Here is a 20,638-nt window from a genome sequence, read left to right on the forward strand (position 1 = left end):
TGCCTGTCAATCGCCACAGATCAGTCCAGGGCTCCATAAACCAGAGCTCGGAGTTCTTGACGAACTGCATAAGAGGAGGAGGGCATTAGCTGAGTCATGAAGATCACTACCATGTCTTCTACCGGATCGACAAAGAAGCTGGTGCTGGCCAGCCCGCCCCAGCCGAATTCACCTTCTGAGCCGATGGTGGCTGACCGGGCGACATCGGTTTTGACCGAAAAGCCCAGCCCGAAGCCACTGCCCGCGTAGGGTGTTTCACTGAAACCGCCAATGGACAGGGCAGGTAGGTCCTTGTTGCCCGGCAGGTGGTTGCGGCGCATAAATTCAAGGGTCTTTCGCCCGATAATCCGTTGGCCCTGATACTCGCCACCCTGGCACAAGGCCTGGGCAAACCGGTAATAGTCATCAATGGTGGAGACCAACCCGCCACCGCCAGAGAGGAAGCGGGGCTGCTTGAGATATTTCGAGCGCTGCGGGTCATCCTGCAGTTTCATGGTGTCGCCGGGTTGATGCAGGTAACAGGCGGCGAACCTGTCTTGCTGGTCCGGGCGAACCTGGAAGCCTGTCTCGGTCATACCCAGTGGTTTAAATATATGCTCGTGGAAATAGTCATCCAGCGGTTGACCGGAGAGCAACTGGACCAGATAGCCGATCACATCTGTAGATACCGAGTAGTTCCAGGCGGTTCCTGGCGAAAACTCCAGTGGTAGGTCAGCCAGCCGATCCACCAGCTTGTCCAGAGTCAGGATGGAGCTGCCATCCAGCTTCAGCTGACGGTAGGCGGCATCTACTTCCGTTCTTTCTGTGAAACCGTAGGTCAACCCCGAGGTGTGGGTCATCAGGTCCCGGATGGTCATGGTGGTAGCTGCCGGTTCGGTTTTGAAATCCGGGTAGCTGCCACCCTTGTACACCCGCAGGTTGCGCCAGGCCGGAATATACTTGTGCACCGGGTCGTTCAGCAGGAACTTGCCCTGTTCGTGCAGCTGCATCATCGCGATGGAGGTGATGGGTTTGGTCATGGAGTAGATGCGGAATACCGTATCCCGTTCCATGGGCAGGTTGCGCTCTATATCTCTCAGCCCTCTTGCCTCACTCCAGACAATCTTGCCGTGTCGCGCAACCAGTGCCGCAAAACCGGGTAGCTTGCCGGGCTGGATATAGTTCTGTTCAAAGTGCCGGCTGATGCGCTCGAGGCGATCCAGCGACAGTCCTGACACGAGGGATTCCGGCATGGCTGCTATCCTGTGCTGTAAAACACGCAATCGGGCTCTCAACGGGGTTGGGCCAGAACGAAAAAAGCCCGGATCTTTCGAACCGGGCTTTTAAGAATACTGGTAGCAAGGGGCGGAGTCGAACCGCCGACCCCAGCATTATGAGTTATTGACGGCATAATTCAACATTTTACAAAACCTTGCAAAACAACGCGTTTAACTTTGTTGAATATTCAAGGCAGTTCAATAATTATCACTGTATGGGTGATGTAGACAACACTGAAAGGGACCTTCAATGAATTACTTTCTTTTTTTTCTTCTGCTGGTTTTTGCCGCCGTGCCTGCTCACGCCGATCAGCTTTATCGTTGGGTTGATGCAGACGGTGTAACCCATTTTTCAGACGCTCCCCCAAAATCAGACGGAACGCCTTCCCGTATTCCTCGTAGTAATACCTCTATCCCGATTCGATCCAACAATTACGAATCCCAGAGGTCTCTTAATCAGATCAATCGTGTTACTTCTCAGCCCCGAAGAAACACGTCTTCTCGGTCCTCCGAGTCCACTGGTTCCAATCAGGCCGTCTGTGAGTCCTACCGCAAACGAATTGCTTCTATTGACTCCCGTCTTCGTGCTGGTGGTTACTCCGTTAGTCAGGGCAATAGGCTCAGAGCTGAACGCCGTGAAGTGTCGGGAAAACGCTCCAGGGAGTGCCTTCTTAATCAGTGACGTTTCGCGTCTCGGTGATACCACCGCTCCATAACTGCCTTCGTAATGCTTATCCCTCGGCGCGATTGTCTAACTTTGAGTTCACTTCGTCGTATTCGGGGCTGGTCTGTCCGATTTCTGGGGCAATGTTTCCTGTAGCTATCCAGTACCCATAGTGAGGGAACAGCGCAATAACCGCTTCTATCTCCTCTGTTTTCAAGGCTCGCTCGGGCTTATTCCTTATGTTCTGCCAGGTATACCGGTTTACTCCGGTCCTTTCCTCAAGCTCCGGGTTCTTCAGCCCTGACTCTTTAATAACCGTTATTACCCGTTCTTTTATCATAAGAAAATAGTCTAAAAATAACTTAAGCCAATATGGCTAAAGATATCACGTTTAGCTAAAATGGCTTTAGTTGAATTGAATTAATAATGAAACGCACTGCAAGGTACTGAACATGATAGACGAGCAGATCACCGAAAGCATCAGCGACAAGCTCCAGTCGGGAACACCCCCGATGATGGACTGGCGCGCTTTTGCTGACTGGATCTCGGTTGATCACTCAGTTGTGCACATGTGGCTGCACCGTGCCTACATCCCGTCTATCAAGATCGGTCGCCGTCGCCTGGTGAATCTGGTTCGGCTTGTAGAGCAGTTGAAAGGGGAGGGTGAGTGATGAAGCGCCTTAACCATGTTGGTGACATGATCGCCACTGTTGCCCGGGCTTCAGATAAAGAGCGCAAAGCTGTCTATTTCTTCGATGGCAAAAACTTCGTTGCTACTTCTGATCGCCTTGGTCCCGCTCGTATGGTGGCTCCAGGTACTGTTGCAGTAAGCCTTTCCGGTCGTCAGTGGATTGCCGTAGGTGGTGATCGTGTGAACGGTGCTACTGGCTGGGCCTTTGTCTCTCCATATGTCGACCAACCCTCTTTAGACGGTGATGCCGTCCGTTTCAGCGACAACCCTAAGTCGTTGAAGATTCGCGCCAGTCTTGATGAATACCTCGGCTACTACCAGGACTGCAAAGGCGTTCTTCCTGATTCCGTCATTCTACGTAGCGAACAGCTTTCAACCCTGGGGGCATTGCCAGGCCAGGTATACAAGGGTGTTCGCCTGGAGGTTTTCTTGTGACACAAATAATTCCACCCCGCAACCCGAATCAGGAAGACGAAGAAAAACGCTTCTACGTCACCGCTAAGCGCTCGGTAAAGCTCCACCTGGAACAGGAGGCTTTTGACCGTGGTACGGACGTCTGGACGCTCGGCGGGCTTGTTATTGAAGCCTGGTTAAAGGCTGGATGTCCTGATTTCGGTTTCTCTGGCCAACCTCCCGTGTCTGAAAATCCGCCCCCGTCATCGTCGCCATCGCAGCTCGCGGACGATCAGGGAGGCGCGGAATGACCGGCGCAAGGCTGCGTAGCACGCGTAGCGCTTGGCCTTGCGCTGGTCAGGCCGTGACTCACAGTCCGCAACCAGGAGCTGCGTTGGCGACGATGACGGGGGTGGATGACCGCCCCTTGATTCAGAACCGGAGCGGTGAGCAAAGGATGCAAACGGAGTGCGCAGGTCACCTTGGTGACCGTAGGCAACAGGGATCGTCACCCGTAAGGGCCGAAACCTTAGTTTCGGGGAGCGAAGCGAGTAGAGCCCGCCCCGGAGGGGTTGCACGAAAGCCGGTCACCTTAAGTTTGACGCTGAAAGAGTCTCGGCAATTACAGAACAGTCTGGAACGTCAATTAAAGGCAATTAGATCAAGCCTGGCGTTCTGGAAACACGAAATGGCCATCGGCCAGAAGCCGCCCTTTGATATAGCCGCAAAGGCCTACGAGGCGGAGTTGATACAGCGCCTGTTCCTGGAACTGTTCGACGCAAACAAGGCAATCCAAAACTCAGAAACGGCCTACAACACGGCCAAAAACCCGGAGAAATAAGCCATGCAATTCGAAATGACATCCACCGTATTCAACTGCCGCAAAATGACCATTGAAGGTCGCACCTTTTGCAGTGTTATTACCGGCCAGGCACCAGTAGGCGATAACTCAGGCACCCTCGGTTATGAAGTTACGAAAATCAGTGCAGAGCCGGGAATCTTTGACCAGTTGAAGCAGGAGGGGTACCAGCCAGGTCAGCCCCCGCGCGATTTCAAGCTGGTCGCCATGTTGAAGACAGCAGCCGGTGGCAAGTCACAGCCGCACATTATTGGCGTTGTACCAAGTCAAAAAGCCGCTAACTCTCCCGACGCTAAGTCCAAACCGGCTGGATAAGGAGCCCCTAACCCATGGAAATCGTGACCTGTGACGGAATCATCAGCCAAAGCGGCAGCACCCCCCAGTGCAGCGGCTCCTGGCAAGTCGTCCAGGTCGCCGAGTTCGCCGCCCAATACCGGGAGGCGTTCACCATGTCACCGGAGGAATTCAGCTACCTGGCTGGCACCTTCGTGACGTGGTTTTTAGTGGCGTTTGGGGTCCGCCTCATCCGCCGCATGTTCAACACCTGAAACCCAAACCAGAAAGAGGAAACCACCATGTCCCGCATCATCGACATGCAGAAAGAACCGGACGGCAAAGCCTGGGCCATGGCCCGCAGCCGTGTCGGCCGCACCGTAGCCAAAGTGGGCACCGCCGTGGCAGCCGCTGGCGCAACCGTCACCGCCCAGGCCTCCATCCTGCCCGCTGATTTCAGCGACAAGATGGACGGCGTAGGCACCGACATCACCACCGTGGGTGGTGCCCTGATCGCCCTGGCGGTGATTGCCGTGGGCATCAAATGGGTCAAGGCCACCTTCTTCGGCTAAGCCGGGGAAGGCACCCACACCCAGGAGGGCGGGCCACGGCCCGCCTTTTTTGATCACAACAGGGAGAAAACCGGTGTGTTCTTCAACGATCCGTACTATCTGTCGCTACTGGCCCTTATTGCTTGCCTTTGGGTGGCTACCGGCTGAGTCCTGGGCTGTCGGTGTTACCCCTGGGTGGACTGCAGACATGAACTTTAGTATTCGCCACCGTCTGGAGTCCTGTGGTGTAGGTGTCCATACCAAGCAGGAAGCATTAGATGAAATTAACGCCAAATGTGATAGCGGTTCATTGGGTTTTTATAGTCGAGACCCTGGCTATGAATGTCGAGCCGTTGTTGTCAGCGAGGGGTCTTCCTGTAATACCCACTATCACGTTGCGCCGGAATATCGGGAGATTCCTGAGCCGCCTCCACAGTGCTCAACGGAAACCATCCCGGGAGGCTCCATCAACGGCGGTTTTGGCTCTGGAGTCTATAACGTTGAAGGCTGCGCCTACACCTGCGGCACTAACTATTCCAAGCTCGATGGCAGCACCAGCATGTTTGACGCCCAAGAGTGCGCCGGCTTGGGTGAACAGTACGTCTCCGACAATCCCGAAGACTATACCGGCCAGCCTGAACAATGTGACATCAAAGACAGCCAGGGCAACTGCCTGGACATGGACAAGCAGCCCGGCGGCAGCTGCCCAACTGGCACCACCTATGGCGAAGTAAACGGCACCAGCGTCTGCGTCCCCTCCGGTACCAACCTATCCGGACTCGACCAGGGCTCTCAAGGTGTGCAGGGTGAAGGCGGTTCAGAACCCGCTATCCAACCGGGTGACGGCGATGGAGACGGTGACGGAGATGGAAGCGGCGACGGTAGCGGAGATGGTGACGGCTCTGACGGCGGTGATGGGTCAGATGGTGGCTCATCTGGCGGAGGCGGTGGAAGTGGCGACGGAGAAGGAGAAGAAGGGGAGGGCGAATACGGCTCTAACGGCTGCGAGGCACCTCCCACCTGTGAAGGTGACGCCATTCAGTGCGGCATTGCCCGGGAAGTCTGGGAAAACCGCTGCCTGATCCACGAAACCGGCGACAAAGCCGACGAATTCTTTAACCAGAAAACCCAGGGAGTGGGCAACCTGGATGAGGAAGGCCTGGAACTGGTCGACACCCAGGAAATGGACCTGTCTGACAAAATGCAGGACTTCACCAACGTGGCCGACCCGGCCCCGGCCGAATGCCCGCCCCCGGTTGATATCAGGCTTAGCCTTGGCAACTTCCAAGTGGAATTTACCACCTTCTGCACCCTGGCCGAACAACTGCGCCCCTTAACCCTCTTTATCTTCTCGTTCCTCGGCTCCCTCGCCGTGGCCCGAACTGTCATGGGGGTTATCTAACCATGCCTATACTCTACTTTGTCTGGTCCATTGTTCTCTCTGTCGTCCCTTACATCGTCACCTACGTGGTACGGGGCCTCGGCTTTGGCCTCATCGTCTTCACCGGCGTCACCCTCATCCTGGACCAGGCCGAACAGTTCCTGTTCGCCAAATTCGACGGCTTACCGACGGCCCTGTATTCCGTGCTGGCTATCGCCGGGTTTCCCCTCGGCATCAAAATCCTGTTCACCGCCTTTGGCATTTGCATTGCCATCAAAACCGCCGTCAAACCCGCGCACCCCATCTGGCGCAAACCCGGTTCACCTTGGGAGGCCTGACCATGAAACTCCGACACCGACTTGAAAACATCGGCTGGTGGCTCCTGACTGACGTTGCCCCCACCTCCTTACTTCTTCTCGCCGTCTGGTTCCTCGCCTACAACCAAGGCCAGATCGACGCCATCAAACTCATCGACAGCGTAGAGGTTCGCTCATGATCACCCTGATCACCGGCACCCCTGGTGCTTCCAAAACCCTCAACGCCATCGACCTGGTACTGAACGATCCAGCCTTCCAGGAGCGCCCCGTCTACGTCTACAACATCGAACTCCTGGCCCCCGGTGAAGCCCTAGGCTGGCAGACCCTCGACCTTGAACAGGCCAAAGCCTGGTACGACCTCCCACACGGTGCCGTCATCATCCTGGACGAATGCCAGGACCTGTTCCCCCCGGAGAAATTCGGCAACAAAGTGCCCGAACACATCCGCCGGCTGAATACCCACCGACATTTGGGCATTGACCTGGTTCTGATCACTCAACACCCCAAACTGATCGACACCAAGGTTAGACGCCTGGTCGGCCAGCACTTCCACTTCAAGCGCCAGTTCGGCCTGCAGTCGGCCACCCGCTTCACCTTCCAGGAATGCGCCGATGACCCCAGCGACTACTTTGCCCAAAAAGCCGCCACCAAAACCCGAAAACGGTTTAACAAAAAGCTCTTTGGCCTCTACAAAAGCGCCGAAGTACACACCCACAAACGCAAGATACCCTGGATGGTCTGGGCCCTCCTGGTGCTGATCATCGTCACCGGTTACACCATCTACAGCGTGGTTGCCAACTTCGGCCAATCCGACAGCGTCAGCAGTCCAGGTCCAACGCCTGACAACGTCACCACCCAAGCGAACAACGCGCCCGGACAGCCCGCACCGGCCAGACGGGAAGGGCAACCTCTCACCCGTGAGCAATACCTGGAACAGTGGTCCCCAAGGGTAAAAAGCATTCCCCATTCAGCCCCGGTCTATGACCAAGTGTATGTAGTCCGCGACTTCCCAAGGCCGCAATGCCTCCTGCGCGAAAAAACCGACCAATGCCGGTGCTACACCCAACAGGCCACGCCCCTGGAAGTCCCCGAGGCACAATGCCGCCAGATTGTTGCCCACGGCTATTGGGACCCCACCCGCGAACCACCTCAAGACAAAGGCACCCGCAACCCCGAGAGCAGCAACAGTACCCAGGCCACCGGCGCCCATGAACGCAACATGGAAGCCCTGAGAATCCGTGTACAAACCCAGGCAATGAACTATTGAACCCGACACCCAGGAGGGCCGGCGGTGGCGTGTGGGTGGAAGGCTTGCCCCAGCCACACGCCGCCGGCAGGCGAGAGACGTCCCTGTAACACGTCTCATAGAAATCAAAAAACTATTTCATAACGTTTCAGTAGGAATCACAAAATGGCCATACATGACTTCGAAAGGTTCGACGTACGCACTGGTGAAACGGGAAGAGGTGATCTTTTCATCGGCGAGGGTCAACAAATCAATCTGCAAGGTGTGAACGTCCTCTGGTCCGGTGTTGACACTGTTCGTCAGCTCTATCAGGGTCGGTTGCGTCCTGAAGTCCTAGCCGAAATTGTGACTGCTTATGAACAGGGTCACGGCGCCATGATTCGTATCAATGAGCTGGACTGGGCCGTAATGTCCGGTCGTCGCGGTGGCTTCCGGTACCTTCTTCAGAACCGTGAATACGGCTTGACCATGCTGGTTCAGAATTTCTACGCTGAAGCTGATTCGCTTGGCACGCACGTAAAAATTGAAACCTCACCCTCCTGGTTGTATGAACGTGGAAGTCAACAAGTTCAGGATGAATTGAACTTCTGGGCTCGCTATTTCCTGCAATCTTCCGAACCGTCTGGCGTTGCTATCCATCTCGCCGTGGATTTCCAAGGGTGGCAACCTCCCCAGGATTTTGCGCAAAGGTTTGTAACACGCGCAAAAACAGTCAGTGTTTACAACGGTGTCAGTGATCTTGATTGGCAAACCGGTTCAACCGTTAATGGTCGCGGTGAAACTTATACGTTCGGCAAAGCCAACAGCTTACAGTCCTGCCTGTATGATAAATCCAAGGAAATCGACGTCTCTGACAAACGCGCTTTCATGGAAAGTATTTGGGAGACCGCAACCAACGAACAATGTTTCCCGGAAACCTGCTATGACCAGGAGCAACCTGTCTGGCGTCTCGAAATCCGGTTTCACCACCGCATCATTAACGAGATTGCTGATGGTACCGAGGGTATGCCCGTCATTAAGTCTTTCATCGATGCCGTTGGGCACCTGACAGGCTTTTGGCGCTACGCGTTGAGAGCTAACCGGTTTGAAATCAGAAAAGGTTGGGTTCATCCCATTTGGACAAAGCTCCGGCAAGACGTCGTTTTCACACACCCTGCGCCTCAATTGCTTTACAAACGCGCAAAAAAGGAACCCGGTTGCGGTAACGAAAAAAACGTTTCCCTGGCCTTTGGCAACCTCCTGAGCATTTATGCCCGCAACCGGTTTAACCCTCGTCAGGCTTGGGATTATCTTAAGAAAAGTGGCCTCTGGGAGGATCTCACCAGCTATTATCGTAGGCGTGATATCACCGAGAACGATTTGTTCCAGCTTGTCCAGGATGGGCTAACAAAACGACGGCTACTCGGTAAGGTCTGCGCGTGATACGAAAGATTAAAACCGGTTGGGAAGTTGACTTCTATCCAGAAGGTCGAACCGGTCGAAGGATACGCAAACGGGGTTTTAAGACACGACTGGACGCTGTTGCCTGGTTACGCCGCTTTGAACAGAAGGGCAGCGGGGCCGGTCGCCGCCTATCTGACTTGGTTAAGTACTGGCATGACCATCATGGTTGTACCCTCAAAGACGCCGATCAAAGACTTAGCCGTTTACAAGGTATTGTTTCCAGGTTAAACGATCCGTTGACAGTCGATTTCAGCTCGTCCGATTGGATGGAGTATCGGATTACCAGGTTAAAGCAGGTCAAGGCCTCAACCGTCAATCACGAACAGCGGTACATGAAGGCCGTGTTTTCAGAGTGTGTCCGTCTGGGTGTGATCCAGGAGAACCCGATTGCCAAGGTTCGCCAGGTGAAAGAGCAACACCATGAAATGATGTTCCTCGACCTGGAGCAATGTCGACAGCTATTGACTGAATGTGAATCTAGCACCAATAACCATACATGGTGTGTTGCTGCTATCTGTCTTGCTACGGGTGCGAGATGGGGAGAAGCAGAAGGGTTAACACATTCATCCTGGTTACCAGGTAAGGTGATCTTCAAGGATACGAAGAACGGCAAGGATCGTGCGGTACCGATTATGCCCGAGCTGCAAGAACAGATTAATCCGAGGTTACGTCCAGGTCCTGGGCGCTTGTTTGATTCCTGTCGGTCTGCCTTTCGGTCTGCGTATGATCGTTGTGGTTTCCAGACTCCCCAGCAACTAACGCACATCCTTCGGCATACCTTCGCCAGTCACTACATGATGAACGGCGGAGATCTGCTTACCCTTCAGCGCATACTTGGTCACGGCTCCATAACCATGACCATGCGTTACGCGCACCTGGCACCGAATCACCTGGAATCCGCGTTAAGGTTTTCTCCGATGGCTGCCCTCTGTAGACAAGATGTAGTCAACATGTAGTCGAACCAATAAAAAAGGGCTACCGCGTTAACGGTAACCCTTTGAATCTTGGTAGCAAGGGGCGGAGTCGAACCGCCGACCCCAGCATTATGAGTGCTGTGCTCTAACCAACTGAGCTACCTTGCCATTTCGATCGAGGCGTGCCCCAAACGAGGCGCGTATTTTCGGTATTTGGGCCCAAGGTGTCAAGGCTTTGGGGCCAAAAATTCGGAAAAATTACACGTTAAAACGGAAGTGAATAACGTCGCCGTCTTTGACGATGTATTCCTTGCCTTCCAGGCGCCATTTGCCGGCATCCTTGGCGCCGGCTTCACCGTTGTATTGCACGAAATCGTCGTAGCTGATCACTTCGGCGCGGATGAAGCCGCGTTCGAAGTCGGTGTGGATAACGCCCGCTGCCTGGGGGGCGGTGGCGCCGATCTTGACGGTCCAGGCGCGTACTTCCTTCACCCCTGCAGTGAAATAGGTTTGCAGGCCCAGCAGGCCGTAGCCGGCGCGGATCACGCGGTCCAGGCCGGGCTCTTCCATGCCCATTTCATCGAGGAACATGGCCTTTTCTTCGTCTTCCAGTTCAGAGATTTCGGCTTCCATCTTGTTGCAGATGGGCACCACCACGGCATTCTCTGAGGCGGCAATTTCGCGAACCTTGTCCAAGTGCGGGTTGTTCTCGAAGCCGTCTTCATTCACGTTGGCGATGTACATGGTGGGCTTGACGGTGAGCAGGCACAGTTCCCGCACCAGGGCCATCTGGTCTTTGTCCAGGCCCATGCTGCGCACCGGTTTGCCTTCATTCAGTACTGGCAGCAGCTTTTCGAACATCTCCAGCTGGGCCTTGGCTTCTTTGTCGCCGCTCTTGGCTACCCGCTGCACACGCTTGATGGCTTTCTCGACGGTGTCCAGGTCGGCCAGGGCCAGCTCGGTGTTGATCACTTCAATGTCAGATGCCGGGTCAACCTTGTTGGCCACGTGGATGACGTTGCCGTCTTCGAAGCAGCGCACTACATGGGCAATGGCGTCGGTCTGGCGGATGTTGGCCAGGAACTGGTTGCCCAGGCCCTCGCCTTTGGAGGCGCCGGCGACCAGGCCGGCGATGTCGACAAATTCCATGGTGGTGGGCACGACTCGCTCGGGCTTTACGATTTCGGCCAGTTTGGTCAGGCGCGGGTCGGGCATGGCCACCACGCCGGCGTTGGGTTCGATGGTGCAGAACGGGAAGTTCTCTGCGCCGATGCCGGCTTTGGTCAGTGCGTTGAACAAGGTAGATTTGCCGACGTTGGGAAGGCCGACGATGCCGCAGTTAAATCCCATGGAATGCCTCTGCTGGAACTGAAAAATTTGGGCGGATTATACCGGGGTATCGGTACGGGTGCGAGTAAGGGGATGTGCCTTGCTCAGGGGGTCGGTTTGAAACTGTGTAACCGGTTCATGGCGGCAGCCAGTTTGCCGTTGGCGGCGTCTGGCAAAACCCGCATGACTTCGTCGAACACGGCGCTCAGCTGCTCGGTTTCCTGTTTGCCGAGTCGGCCCAGTACAAAACCGGTGACCTTACGGCTGTCGCCGGGATGGCCGATGCCAAGGCGTAGTCGCTGGAAGTCGTTGGTGCCGAGGTGGGCAATGGTGTCCCGCAGGCCGTTATGGCCGCCGTGGCCGCCGCCTTTCTTCAGCTTGGCCGTGCCGGGAGGCAGGTCGAGCTCGTCGTGGGCAACCAGAATCTGTTCAGGAGAGATCTTGAAGAAGTCCGCCAGGGCCTTGATGGCAATGCCGCTGCGGTTCATGAAAGTGCTGGGGTTCAGGAGGTGCAGGTCGAGGCCCTGCCACTGAATGCGGGCGTAAAGCCCGTGGTACTTCTTTTCGGGGCGTAGCGTCTGGCCCGCATGGCGGGCCAGCGCTTCGACGAACAGGGCGCCGGCGTTGTGGCGGGTATTCTCGTAGTCGGCACCGGGATTTCCCAGGCCAACCACCATGACAATATCCTGTGCCATTCGCCTTTGCCCCCGGAGTGATTACTCCTCGCCGCCTTCCTCGCCTTCGGCGTCCGCAGCGTCGTCCGCCTTGGCACCTTTCGGCTTATGGATAGAGGCAACCGGCTGGTCGTGGTCTTCACCCTGCAGCAGGGCAGCAACACGAACGCCTTTCGGCAGTTTCAGGTCGCTCAGGTGGACAACCTGGTCCATGGCGACGTCAGTCAGGTCGACTTCGATGAACTCAGGCAGGTTCTGCGGCAGACAGATAACTTCCACTTCGGTCATGGTGTGGGAAACAATACCACCCTGAAGCTTAACGGCCGGCGCTGTGTCTTCGTTCAGGAAGTGCAGCGGTACGTTAACGTGGATCTCGTGATCCTTGTCTACGCGCAGGAAGTCGGCGTGGGTCAGCAGCAGCTTGTACGGGTGGCGCTGCAGATCCTTCAGGATCACGCTTTCTTTCTTGCCCTGAATGTCGATGGTCAGGATGTGAGAGAAGAAGGCTTCGTTTTCGAGGGCCTTTTTCAGCTCGTTGTGCCAGATTGAGACTGGCGTTGCGTCTTTCCCGCCACCGTAGATGATGGCCGGGATTTTACGCTCTTCGCGACGCAGGCGGCGGCTCGCACCTTTCCCCTGATCGTCACGAGGAAATGCTTCAATAAGGAATTCCTGAGACATGGTATGTACCTCGTTGTTCATCTGAACGGCCCGCGACCAGGCTCGGGACAGATGAGTTCTTTGAATGACCGGATTTTTCCGATCGACTAAAAGAGTCGGGAGCCCTGTTGGACTCCCGACCCGAAAACTGCCTTTAAAGTCTGAGTGTTACGGAGCTTGGCCCGTTCAGACGTTCTCAAACATGGCGCTGATGGACTCTTCGTTGCTCACGCGACGAATCGATTCCGCAAGCAGTCCAGCCATGCTGAGGGGGCGGATTCTAGCACAATTTTTGGCTTTGTCACCCAGTGGAATGGTGTCGCACACCACCAGTTCGTCCAGCTCCGAGTTGTTGATGTTCTCGACGGCCGGGCCAGACAGCACCGGGTGGGTAATATAGGCGACTACGCGGGAGGCGCCGTGCTCTTTCAGGGCGTTGGCTGCCTTGCACAGGGTGCCGGCGGTATCGACGATGTCGTCAACCAGAATGCAGGTTTTGTCTTTGACGTCACCGATGATATGCATAACCTGGGAAACGTTGGCCTTCGGGCGGCGTTTGTCGATGATGGCCAGGTCGGCATCATCCAGGCGCTTGGCAACGGCGCGGGCGCGTACAACGCCGCCTACATCCGGGGATACCACGACAAAGTTTTCGAACCGCTGCTTTTCGATGTCTTCAAGCAGCACCGGGGTGGCGTAGATGTTGTCCACCGGGATGTCGAAGAAGCCCTGAATCTGGTCAGCGTGGAGGTCGACGGTCAGCACACGGTCGACGCCGATGCTGGAAATCATGTCAGCAACCACTTTGGCGCTGATGGCTACCCGGGTAGAGCGAACGCGACGATCCTGGCGGGCGTATCCGTAGTAAGGGATAACGGCGGTGATCCGTGTGGCGGAAGCGCGGCGCAGGGCGTCGGCCATCACGATCAGTTCCATCAGGTTGTCGTTAGTGGGGTAGCAGGTGGGCTGGATAATGAAAACGTCGTGACCACGAACATTTTCATTGATCTCAACGGTGGTCTCACCATCGCTGAAACGGCCAACGGTGGCCTGGCCCATGGGAATATGCAGTTTCCTGGCAATATCGCGCGCCAGTTCAGGGTTGGCATTGCCAGCGAAGATCATCAATTTGGACACGACAGCATCCTTCTCAGTATCGGCGTTTGATTCAGAAGAAGCGGGAGAAAGGTGGCTGGGGTGGCAGGATTCGAACCTGCGCATGACGGGATCAAAACCCGTTGCCTTACCACTTGGCGACACCCCAATATCATCGTGCTTTCTTGGCATCATTTCAGCTCTGTCAGCTTTTTGTGCAGAGGTGAATGGTTCACCCCTTTAGCTACGAACCCCGTGATGCCGGAGGGTTTGCTTTCCCAGATAATCCGGGCTGCGGATTCTGTCGGGAAACGTCCAAAAATGCAAGCCCCGGTTCCGGTTAATCTTGCAGGTCCGAATTGTGAAAGCCATTCCAGGCTCTTGTTAACCTCAGGATACAGTTTTCGAACTACATCCTCACAGTCGTTTCGGTACCTCGAGGCGTCTCCCTCAAAAGCGGGCGCTATTTTCATTTTTGGGGTGTCCCTTGTCAACCCTTCTTCCGAAAAAATCTTCCCGGTGTTTATTTCGCAGTCAGGCTTGAGGACCACAAACCAGTCTTCCGGCGGATTGACGGGCGTGAGCTTTTCACCCACCCCTTCGCCAATGGCGGAGCGGCCGCGAACGAACACCGGTACATCGGCGCCCAGATCCAGGCCCAGCTCGGCAAGCTCGTTTTCATCAAGATGCAGTTCCCAGAGGTGGTTTAGTGCCACCAGGGTGGTCGCGGCGTTGGAGCTGCCGCCTCCGAGGCCGCCGCCCATGGGAAGTCGTTTTTGAATGCGGATCGTCACGCCGGGCAATGCATGGCTGGCGCGTTCGGCCAGGGCACGGGCTGCGCGAATAATGAGGTTGTCGTCGTCAGGTACCCCGGGAACCGGTTCCTCAAGGCGTATGCGGGCATCCCCCGGGGTCAGGGTGAAGGTGATCTCGTCGCCATAATCGAGAAACTGAAACAGGGTTTGTAGTTCGTGATAGCCATCGGGTCGTCTGCCCACGATGTGCAGGAACAGGTTGAGCTTGGCCGGCGAGGGCAGGGTAATGCTGTTGCTCATGTGCTCAGTCCTTTCTCTGCCAGTCACTGATCACCACTCGAACGCGCTTGTCGTCCTTCAGGGCGGTGATTCGGGCGGGGAGCTGAGGCAGATCATCAATGAACGCCTGCCAGCGATCGTAGCGTATTTCCCAGCCGTCCTGGCGAATGATGGCTAGCCGTTGCTGGTCATCGAACAATAACCGGAAATTGCCGTCTGGTGCCGGCAGGCCACGAATCCACCAGGTCAGGCTGTCAATGGGCAGCTGCCAGCCGGTTGCGGCCTGTACCAGCTGTTCCGGGTTCGATGATTGGTAGGTGTCGCCGTTAGCCAGTTGCAGTTCGAGAAATCCCGGTGTTCCGCGCAGGCTGGTGCTACCCATTCCGAGAAAGGATGATGACAATGCCAGGTCGTATTGCTCGCCTTGCTGTTCCCAGTGATTAATGACTGCGGTGCCGCTATCGGACGGTTGGCGCACCGCAAGTTTCCCGGAAAGCTGCCAGTGATTGAATTGACCAAGTGTGCGGGACCGTTCAGCCCAGTTGGCTGGGGGCTGGTCGGTCATGCCTTCCGGGAGTGGTTCCAGCTGAATGGTGGTGCAGCCGCCCAGCACGCCAAGTACCAACAGGGCGGCGAACAGATTCTTCAACATCAGGAGTTTCCGTTGCCGGTCAGGCGTTGGATGGTTTCAATCAGAATGTCGTGGTCCGGATCCTGTTCCAGGCCTTCTTCCCAGATCACGCGAGCCTGTTCTTCATTTCCGCTGACCCAGAGGGCTTCGCCGTAATGGGCGGCTACTTCCGGGTCCGGGTAGGCGGCCCAGGCGTCGGCCAGGTATTCGAGGGCGGCTTCGGTGTCGCCCTGGCGAAACAGTACCCAGCCCATGCTGTCGAGAATGGCGGGATTATTCGGATCCAGGGCCAGTGCCTGTTCGATGTAACTGCGGGCTTCATCCAGGCGCTCGGTACGAATGGTCAGGATATACCCGAGCGCATTCAGCGCCACCGCGTTGTCTGGTTGATTCGATAATATGGCCCTGAGGTCCTCTTCCGCTAGTTCGGTGTTGCCGAGAGAGTCGTGCAGCATGGCTCGGGCGTAACGGATCTGAATGTTTTCAGGAAAGGCCTCAAGGGCATGGTTGGCGGCTGCCATGGCGTCTTGTTCGCGCTGCTGGTCGAGCAGCAGGTTGACTTCAAGGAGCCAGAAGTTCTCAGCCTGCCCCGGGTTTGAATCCCTCAGTGTGTCAATCTTGGCAAGTGCGCTATCCAGATCCCCTGTCTCGGCTTGCAGTTCACTTGCCCTGGCGAGGGCGGGGAAGAAGTAGTTTCCGCCTTCTACGCTCATATAGTAACCGATGGCGTGGGTGATGTTGCCCGCATCTTCCTCTATGCGGCCAAGGTAGTAGCTGGCTTCATCGGTGTGGTGGCCCTGTTCGATCAGTTCCGTAAGCTCCTCTCTGGCCAGCTCCGGCTGACGATTTTCCAGGGCGACCAGAGCGAACGACAGTCGCAGCCCCGGGGTCTGGGGATAGCGTTTGACCAGTCGCTCGAACTCGTCCTGGGCAGCCTGAAGCTCTCCCTCGTTAATCAGGATGCGGCCGTAAAGCGTGCCCAGTTGCCGGTTGGCCGGGAATCGCCGGGTGTTTGTGGTCAGGTAGGTCAGGGCTTCTCTTGTTTGACCGGTCTGGTACAGCAGGTCGCCTTTGAGTGCGATGGCGGGCTGGAAGTTGGGTTGCTGGTTGGTGAGCCGCTCAATGCGCTCCAGGGCCTGCTCCGGGGCGCCGGTGATTTTCAGGAGCAGGGCAATGCTGTACTCAAGCTCGGGATTGCCCGGGTGCCGTTCAGCCAGTCGCTCGTATAGCTGCAGCAGTTCCCGTTGCTGGGCCGGTGGCAGGTTGGCAGACATCGCCGCAAGGCTGTCAAAGTCTGCGTCCTCTCCCTGCTCCATAATGCGTTCCATGTGGACCAGAGCGGTTTCAAGATCCTGGCGTTTGACCGCCTGAATCGCGGAAACCCGGTGTGCCAGCAGGTTGTCGGGCTCCAGTTGCAGCCATAGGTCTGCCAGTTGCTGCTGCGCGTTATCGGCATTCAGGGACTGGGCAATGCGCATGGCACGGGTAATGACGCCGCGATCTTTTGAGGTTTTGGCTGCCTGCAGGTAGTTGACCAGGGTTACGTCGTAGCGCCCACGCTGGGCGGCAATCTCCGCCGCCAGGAGTTGGTAAAGCACTTCTGGCTCGAAATCCGCATAACGAATCTCTTCCTGTGGCGTCGGGGTGACCGCTACGGGGGTAGGTTCATCAGCCTTTGGTTCTGTCGTTTCGGAAAAGCTGGCGCAGCCGGGCAGGGCGGCAATGGTGAAGGCCAGGAGGCTGGTAACCAGATACGGTGCGGATTTTTGCATGCAACTTCCCGTGTGCTGTCGGCAGTACGTCAGAGTATGTTCTGTTCTGCCGTAGAATTGAGGCAGATCGGGTTTAGGCCGTGGCCGAGCCTCTATAATGGCATAAGCATTATAACTTGCCCAACCTGTCCGCAGTTCCCGAAGGCGGCGTGTTTTCGGGTGGCAGGCGGTGGCCCTCACCGGTAGAATGGCACAATATGATCCACGACTGGCATAAGGTTTTTTAACCTCGAAATGGCATTGCTGACACTGGGAATCAATCACCGAACCGCACCCGTGGAGATCCGCGAACGTGTGGCGTTTACCCCGGAGCGGATGGCGGAAGCCTTCTCAGAACTCCGGGCGGCGTCCGGTGCCAGTGAAGCGGCCATTCTGTCTACCTGTAATCGCACAGAGCTGTACCTGGCCGGGGACGACGACTGCGCGCCCACGGTACTGCGCTGGCTGGCCGGTTTTCATGAGCTGGATGTGGCCGACCTGGAAGACGTGCTCTACGTTCACCGGGATTCGGAGGCCGTTCGCCATATGATGCGCGTAGCGGCGGGGTTGGATTCCATGGTGCTGGGCGAACCGCAGATCTTCGGTCAGCTAAAGGATGCCTACTCCCTGGCCCGTGAGCACGGTGCCACCGGCTCTTTCCTGTCCCGCCTGTTTGAGCAGACATTCTCGGTAGCCAAGCGGGTTCGAACCCAGACCGCCATCGGGGAAAATCCGGTGTCGGTGGCCTATGCCTCTGTCAGCATGGCGCATCATATCTTTGCCGATATGTCCCGCAACAAGGCGTTGTTGATTGGCGCGGGCAAAACGATTGAACTGGTCTCCCGCCACCTGGCCGATGCCGGCGTGAAAGACTTCCTGGTGGCCAATCGCACCCTGGAACGTGCCCAGGCGCTGGCCGAACTGCACGGTGGCAAGGGCATTGTTCTGTCGGAAATTCCCGATCACCTGGCGGACGTCGACATCATCATTTCCTCTACGGCCAGCCCGTTGCCAATACTTGGCAAGGGAGCGGTGGAGCGCGCGCTGAAGAAGCGCAAACACCGTCCGTTCTTCATGGTCGACATTGCGGTTCCCCGGGATATTGAGCCGGAGGTGGGGTCGCTGGCCGATGTGTATCTCTATACCGTCGACGATCTGCGGCAGGTGATTGAAGAAAACATTCGTTCCCGTGAAGGCGCTGCCCGCGAAGCCGAGAACCTGATCAGCAGTGGCGTACAGGAATTCCTGGACCAGCTCCGGGCCCTGGATGCGGTCTCTACCCTGAAAGTGTTTCGCCAGCGTGCCGAACTGCTGCGGGATATTGAATCTGAAAAGGCCCTGCGTGCCTTACGCAACGGCGTTGACCCGGAGACGGTGCTGCGCAGCCTGGCACGTGGCCTCACCAACAAACTGCTTCACCAGCCCTCTGTACAAGTGCGTAAAGCCATGGCCGAGGGCCGCACCGAAGTCACCGAATGCCTGCGGGAGCTGTATCAGCTTGATGCCCTGGAAGCTGACGAGCCCGCCACCACGGAAAAATTATGAAGCCATCGATCCAGTCCCGCCTCGAACAGCTTGTTGAACGGTTCGAGGAGGTCAACGCGTTGCTGAGCGATGCCTCGGTGATTGCCAACCAGGACAAATTCCGGGAACTGTCCCGGGAATTTTCTGAGATTGAGCCGGTGGTAAAGTGTTTCCAGGCCTGGCGCCAATCCCATGAGGATATCGCGGAAGCGAAGGAACTGGCCAAAGACGGCGATGCCGAGATGAGGGCCATGGCGGAAGAAGAACTAGCCGCCGCCGAAGCGCGTAGCGAAGAGCTTGACGAAGAGCTGCAGCGCTTGATGCTGCCGAAAGACCCGAACGACACCAAGAACGTGTTCCTGGAAGTGCGCGCCGGTACCGGCGGTGACGAAGCCGCGATTTTTGCCGGCGACCTGTTCCGCATGTATTCCCGTTATGCGGAAAAACACCGTTGGCAGGTGGAAGTGCTGAGCGAGAACGAGGGTGAGCACGGCGGCTATAAAGAAGTCATCGCCCGGGTGTCCGGAGATGGCGTCTACGGAACGCTCAAGTTTGAGTCTGGAGCCCACCGGGTGCAGCGGGTACCGGAAACCGAGTCCCAGGGCCGCATTCACACCTCCGCCTGCACCGTGGCCGTGATTCCGGAGGCCGATGAATCCGAAGCCATCGAAATCAACAAAGCTGACCTGCGGGTAGACACCTTCCGCTCCTCCGGCGCCGGTGGCCAGCACGTCAACAAAACCGACTCTGCCATCCGCATTACCCACCTGCCCACCGGTATTGTGGTGGAGTGTCAGGAAGAACGTTCGCAGCACAAGAACCGCGCCAAGGCCCTGAGCCTGCTTGCGTCCCGGTTGCAGAATGCCGAGCTGGAGAAACAGCAGAAGAGCATGGCGGAAACCCGCAAAAGTTTGGTGGGCAGTGGCGACCGCTCGGAGCGTATTCGCACCTACAATTTCCCCCAGGGCCGGGTAACCGACCACCGCATCAACCTCACCCTGTACAAGCTGGACGAGGTGATTGCCGGCGATCTCGACGCCGTGGTGGTCCCCCTGCAACAGGAGCACCAGGCTGAATTGCTGGCAGAACTGGCCAATGAGCAGTGAGTCCTCGCTGACCTGTGAAGCCCTTCTGAATAACGCCATTGAACGGATCGGTGGCGACTCTCCCCGACTGGACGCCGAATTACTGTTGAGCCACGTAACCGGCCTGGGCCGCACCAGCTTTCGGGCCTGGCCCGAGCGGGAAGTAGCCCCTGATCAGGCGCAAGCGTTTCGTGAATTGGTGGCTGAACGAGTCAAGGGCTTACCCATCGCCTACCTGCTGGGACAGCAGGAATTCTGGTCTTTGCCCCTGAAAGTCAGCCCTTCCACCCTGATTCCCCGGCCAGACACCGAGTGCCTGGTGGAAACCGCGTTGGAACTACCGCTGCCTGAAAACGCCCGCGTGCTGGACCTGGGCACCGGTACTGGCGCCATTGCGCTCGCGCTGGCCAGCGAGAAAGCTAAGTGGCAGATTATGGCCAGCGATCGTATTGAAGAGGCCGTCGAACTGGCCCGTGAAAACAGTCGGTCCCTGCAGCTGCCGATTACCGTAGTGCGCAGCCACTGGTTCGACCAGATTCCAGAGAGTGGCTTTGACCTGCTTATCTCCAACCCTCCTTATATACCCGCCAGTGACCGTCACCTGAACGAAGGCGACGTACGCTTTGAACCGTCATCCGCTTTGGTGGCGGGTGACGATGGCCTGGACGACATCCGGTTGCTGGTCACCGAAGGCTTCAAACGCCTGAATCCCGGTGGCTGGATGCTGCTGGAACATGGCTATGATCAAGGCGATGCCGTGCGGGATTTGTTTGCCAGGGCCGGATGGCTCAACATAGAAACCCGTAAAGACTACGGCGGAAACGACCGAATGACTTTGGCCCGGAAGCCGGCCAGCGACCAGTAGCG

26 protein-coding genes and 2 tRNA genes are annotated in these 20,638 nt (G+C 56.8%); 17 read left to right on the plus strand and 11 right to left on the minus strand.

Features of this window, described 5'->3' with window-relative positions:
- Window positions 1-20 precede the first annotated feature (20 nt).
- Entirely contained in the window at window positions 21-1,232 is a 1,212-nt protein-coding gene (locus FIV08_RS04045; protein ID WP_152437412.1) for a serine hydrolase domain-containing protein, read from the minus strand.
- Window positions 1,233-1,506: 274 nt separating this feature from the next.
- Here FIV08_RS04045 and FIV08_RS19960 point away from each other — a divergent pair, with 274 nt between their 5' ends.
- Window positions 1,507-1,938 carry a DUF4124 domain-containing protein gene (locus tag FIV08_RS19960; protein WP_152437413.1) on the plus strand — a complete coding sequence of 144 codons (432 nt, stop codon included), beginning with the start codon at window positions 1,507-1,509 and terminating at the stop codon, window positions 1,936-1,938.
- A gap of 49 nt (window positions 1,939-1,987) precedes the next feature.
- Here FIV08_RS19960 and FIV08_RS04055 read toward each other — a convergent pair whose 3' ends face one another.
- Window positions 1,988-2,260, minus strand: coding sequence for a helix-turn-helix domain-containing protein (locus FIV08_RS04055; protein ID WP_152437414.1), 273 nt, complete (start codon window positions 2,258-2,260; stop codon window positions 1,988-1,990).
- A 112-nt stretch (window positions 2,261-2,372) separates the two neighbouring features.
- On the opposite strand from FIV08_RS04055, the gene FIV08_RS04060 reads away from it, so the two are divergent.
- The 13 genes from FIV08_RS04060 (at window position 2,373) to FIV08_RS04115 (ending at window position 10,030) form a co-directional block, all read left to right on the plus strand.
- Window positions 2,373-2,591, plus strand: a complete 219-nt coding sequence (locus FIV08_RS04060) for a DNA-binding protein (RefSeq protein WP_152437415.1) — start codon at window positions 2,373-2,375, stop codon at window positions 2,589-2,591.
- Window positions 2,591-3,046 (plus strand): hypothetical protein, encoded by a 456-nt coding sequence (locus tag FIV08_RS04065; RefSeq protein ID WP_152437416.1) that lies wholly within the window; start codon window positions 2,591-2,593, stop codon window positions 3,044-3,046. The genes FIV08_RS04060 and FIV08_RS04065 overlap by 1 nt, the downstream gene beginning before the upstream one ends.
- Window positions 3,043-3,315, plus strand: coding sequence for a hypothetical protein (locus FIV08_RS04070; RefSeq protein WP_152437417.1), 273 nt, complete (start codon window positions 3,043-3,045; stop codon window positions 3,313-3,315). Before FIV08_RS04065 ends, FIV08_RS04070 begins: the two co-directional genes overlap by 4 nt.
- A gap of 377 nt (window positions 3,316-3,692) precedes the next feature.
- The gene (locus FIV08_RS19680; protein ID WP_172972243.1) at window positions 3,693-3,845 is read left to right on the plus strand and encodes a hypothetical protein; all 153 of its coding nucleotides are present in this window, start codon (window positions 3,693-3,695) and stop codon (window positions 3,843-3,845) included.
- Between the two features lie 3 nt (window positions 3,846-3,848).
- Window positions 3,849-4,178, plus strand: coding sequence for a hypothetical protein (locus tag FIV08_RS04075; protein WP_152437418.1), 330 nt, complete (start codon window positions 3,849-3,851; stop codon window positions 4,176-4,178).
- A gap of 14 nt (window positions 4,179-4,192) precedes the next feature.
- The gene (locus FIV08_RS04080; protein WP_152437419.1) at window positions 4,193-4,411 is read left to right on the plus strand and encodes a hypothetical protein; all 219 of its coding nucleotides are present in this window, start codon (window positions 4,193-4,195) and stop codon (window positions 4,409-4,411) included.
- A gap of 27 nt (window positions 4,412-4,438) precedes the next feature.
- Window positions 4,439-4,708, plus strand: coding sequence for a major capsid protein (locus FIV08_RS04085; RefSeq protein WP_152437420.1), 270 nt, complete (start codon window positions 4,439-4,441; stop codon window positions 4,706-4,708).
- A 187-nt stretch (window positions 4,709-4,895) separates the two neighbouring features.
- On the plus strand, window positions 4,896-6,089 hold the full coding sequence (locus FIV08_RS19685; protein WP_172972244.1) for a virulence factor TspB C-terminal domain-related protein: 1,194 nt from the start codon (window positions 4,896-4,898) through the stop codon (window positions 6,087-6,089).
- A 2-nt stretch (window positions 6,090-6,091) separates the two neighbouring features.
- The gene (locus FIV08_RS04100; protein ID WP_152437423.1) at window positions 6,092-6,406 is read left to right on the plus strand and encodes a DUF2523 family protein; all 315 of its coding nucleotides are present in this window, start codon (window positions 6,092-6,094) and stop codon (window positions 6,404-6,406) included.
- Window positions 6,407-6,408: 2 nt separating this feature from the next.
- On the plus strand, window positions 6,409-6,564 hold the full coding sequence (locus tag FIV08_RS19690; RefSeq protein ID WP_172972245.1) for a hypothetical protein: 156 nt from the start codon (window positions 6,409-6,411) through the stop codon (window positions 6,562-6,564).
- Window positions 6,561-7,652, plus strand: coding sequence for a zonular occludens toxin domain-containing protein (locus tag FIV08_RS04105; RefSeq protein ID WP_152437424.1), 1,092 nt, complete (start codon window positions 6,561-6,563; stop codon window positions 7,650-7,652). Before FIV08_RS19690 ends, FIV08_RS04105 begins: the two co-directional genes overlap by 4 nt.
- Before the next feature lie 144 nt (window positions 7,653-7,796).
- Window positions 7,797-9,053 carry a hypothetical protein gene (locus tag FIV08_RS04110; protein ID WP_152437425.1) on the plus strand — a complete coding sequence of 419 codons (1,257 nt, stop codon included), beginning with the start codon at window positions 7,797-7,799 and terminating at the stop codon, window positions 9,051-9,053.
- On the plus strand, window positions 9,050-10,030 hold the full coding sequence (locus tag FIV08_RS04115; RefSeq protein WP_152437426.1) for a tyrosine-type recombinase/integrase: 981 nt from the start codon (window positions 9,050-9,052) through the stop codon (window positions 10,028-10,030). Before FIV08_RS04110 ends, FIV08_RS04115 begins: the two co-directional genes overlap by 4 nt.
- A 49-nt stretch (window positions 10,031-10,079) precedes the next feature.
- On the opposite strand, the gene FIV08_RS04120 is transcribed toward FIV08_RS04115, so the two are convergent.
- The 9 genes from FIV08_RS04120 to FIV08_RS04160 all read right to left on the minus strand — a co-directional run bounded on the left by FIV08_RS04120 (window position 10,080) and on the right by FIV08_RS04160 (window position 17,183).
- Window positions 10,080-10,156, minus strand: a tRNA-Met gene (locus FIV08_RS04120).
- 90 nt (window positions 10,157-10,246) lie between these two features.
- Complete coding sequence (ychF, locus tag FIV08_RS04125) at window positions 10,247-11,338, minus strand: redox-regulated ATPase YchF (RefSeq protein WP_061333290.1); 1,092 nt, start codon at window positions 11,336-11,338, stop codon at window positions 10,247-10,249.
- An 83-nt stretch (window positions 11,339-11,421) separates the two neighbouring features.
- Window positions 11,422-12,012, minus strand: a complete 591-nt coding sequence (pth, locus tag FIV08_RS04130) for an aminoacyl-tRNA hydrolase (RefSeq protein WP_152437427.1) — start codon at window positions 12,010-12,012, stop codon at window positions 11,422-11,424.
- A gap of 21 nt (window positions 12,013-12,033) precedes the next feature.
- A complete protein-coding gene (locus tag FIV08_RS04135) occupies window positions 12,034-12,672 on the minus strand; it encodes a 50S ribosomal protein L25/general stress protein Ctc (protein ID WP_061333314.1) in 639 nt (212 codons plus the stop codon).
- A 165-nt stretch (window positions 12,673-12,837) separates the two neighbouring features.
- Window positions 12,838-13,788: a ribose-phosphate diphosphokinase gene (locus FIV08_RS04140; protein WP_061333292.1), complete on the minus strand. Its 951-nt coding sequence runs from the start codon at window positions 13,786-13,788 to the stop codon at window positions 12,838-12,840.
- A gap of 52 nt (window positions 13,789-13,840) precedes the next feature.
- Window positions 13,841-13,915, minus strand: a tRNA-Gln gene (locus FIV08_RS04145).
- A gap of 22 nt (window positions 13,916-13,937) precedes the next feature.
- The gene (gene ispE, locus FIV08_RS04150; protein ID WP_152437428.1) at window positions 13,938-14,801 is read right to left on the minus strand and encodes a 4-(cytidine 5'-diphospho)-2-C-methyl-D-erythritol kinase; all 864 of its coding nucleotides are present in this window, start codon (window positions 14,799-14,801) and stop codon (window positions 13,938-13,940) included.
- Window positions 14,802-14,805: 4 nt separating this feature from the next.
- Window positions 14,806-15,432: a lipoprotein insertase outer membrane protein LolB gene (lolB, locus tag FIV08_RS04155; protein WP_058091885.1), complete on the minus strand. Its 627-nt coding sequence runs from the start codon at window positions 15,430-15,432 to the stop codon at window positions 14,806-14,808.
- Window positions 15,432-17,183 (minus strand): tetratricopeptide repeat protein, encoded by a 1,752-nt coding sequence (locus FIV08_RS04160; RefSeq protein ID WP_152437430.1) that lies wholly within the window; start codon window positions 17,181-17,183, stop codon window positions 15,432-15,434. The genes lolB and FIV08_RS04160 overlap by 1 nt, the downstream gene beginning before the upstream one ends.
- A gap of 234 nt (window positions 17,184-17,417) precedes the next feature.
- Here FIV08_RS04160 and hemA point away from each other — a divergent pair, with 234 nt between their 5' ends.
- The 3 genes from hemA to prmC are packed head-to-tail and all read left to right on the plus strand — an operon-like array spanning window position 17,418 to window position 20,636.
- Entirely contained in the window at window positions 17,418-18,707 is a 1,290-nt protein-coding gene (hemA, locus tag FIV08_RS04165; RefSeq protein ID WP_152437431.1) for a glutamyl-tRNA reductase, read from the plus strand.
- Complete coding sequence (gene prfA / locus FIV08_RS04170) at window positions 18,704-19,792, plus strand: peptide chain release factor 1 (protein WP_152437432.1); 1,089 nt, start codon at window positions 18,704-18,706, stop codon at window positions 19,790-19,792. Before hemA ends, prfA begins: the two co-directional genes overlap by 4 nt.
- Complete coding sequence (gene prmC / locus FIV08_RS04175) at window positions 19,782-20,636, plus strand: peptide chain release factor N(5)-glutamine methyltransferase (RefSeq protein ID WP_061333298.1); 855 nt, start codon at window positions 19,782-19,784, stop codon at window positions 20,634-20,636. Before prfA ends, prmC begins: the two co-directional genes overlap by 11 nt.
- Window positions 20,637-20,638: the final 2 nt, after the last annotated feature.

The organism is Marinobacter sp. THAF197a (genome assembly GCF_009363275.1).
GTDB lineage: Bacteria > Pseudomonadota > Gammaproteobacteria > Pseudomonadales > Oleiphilaceae > Marinobacter.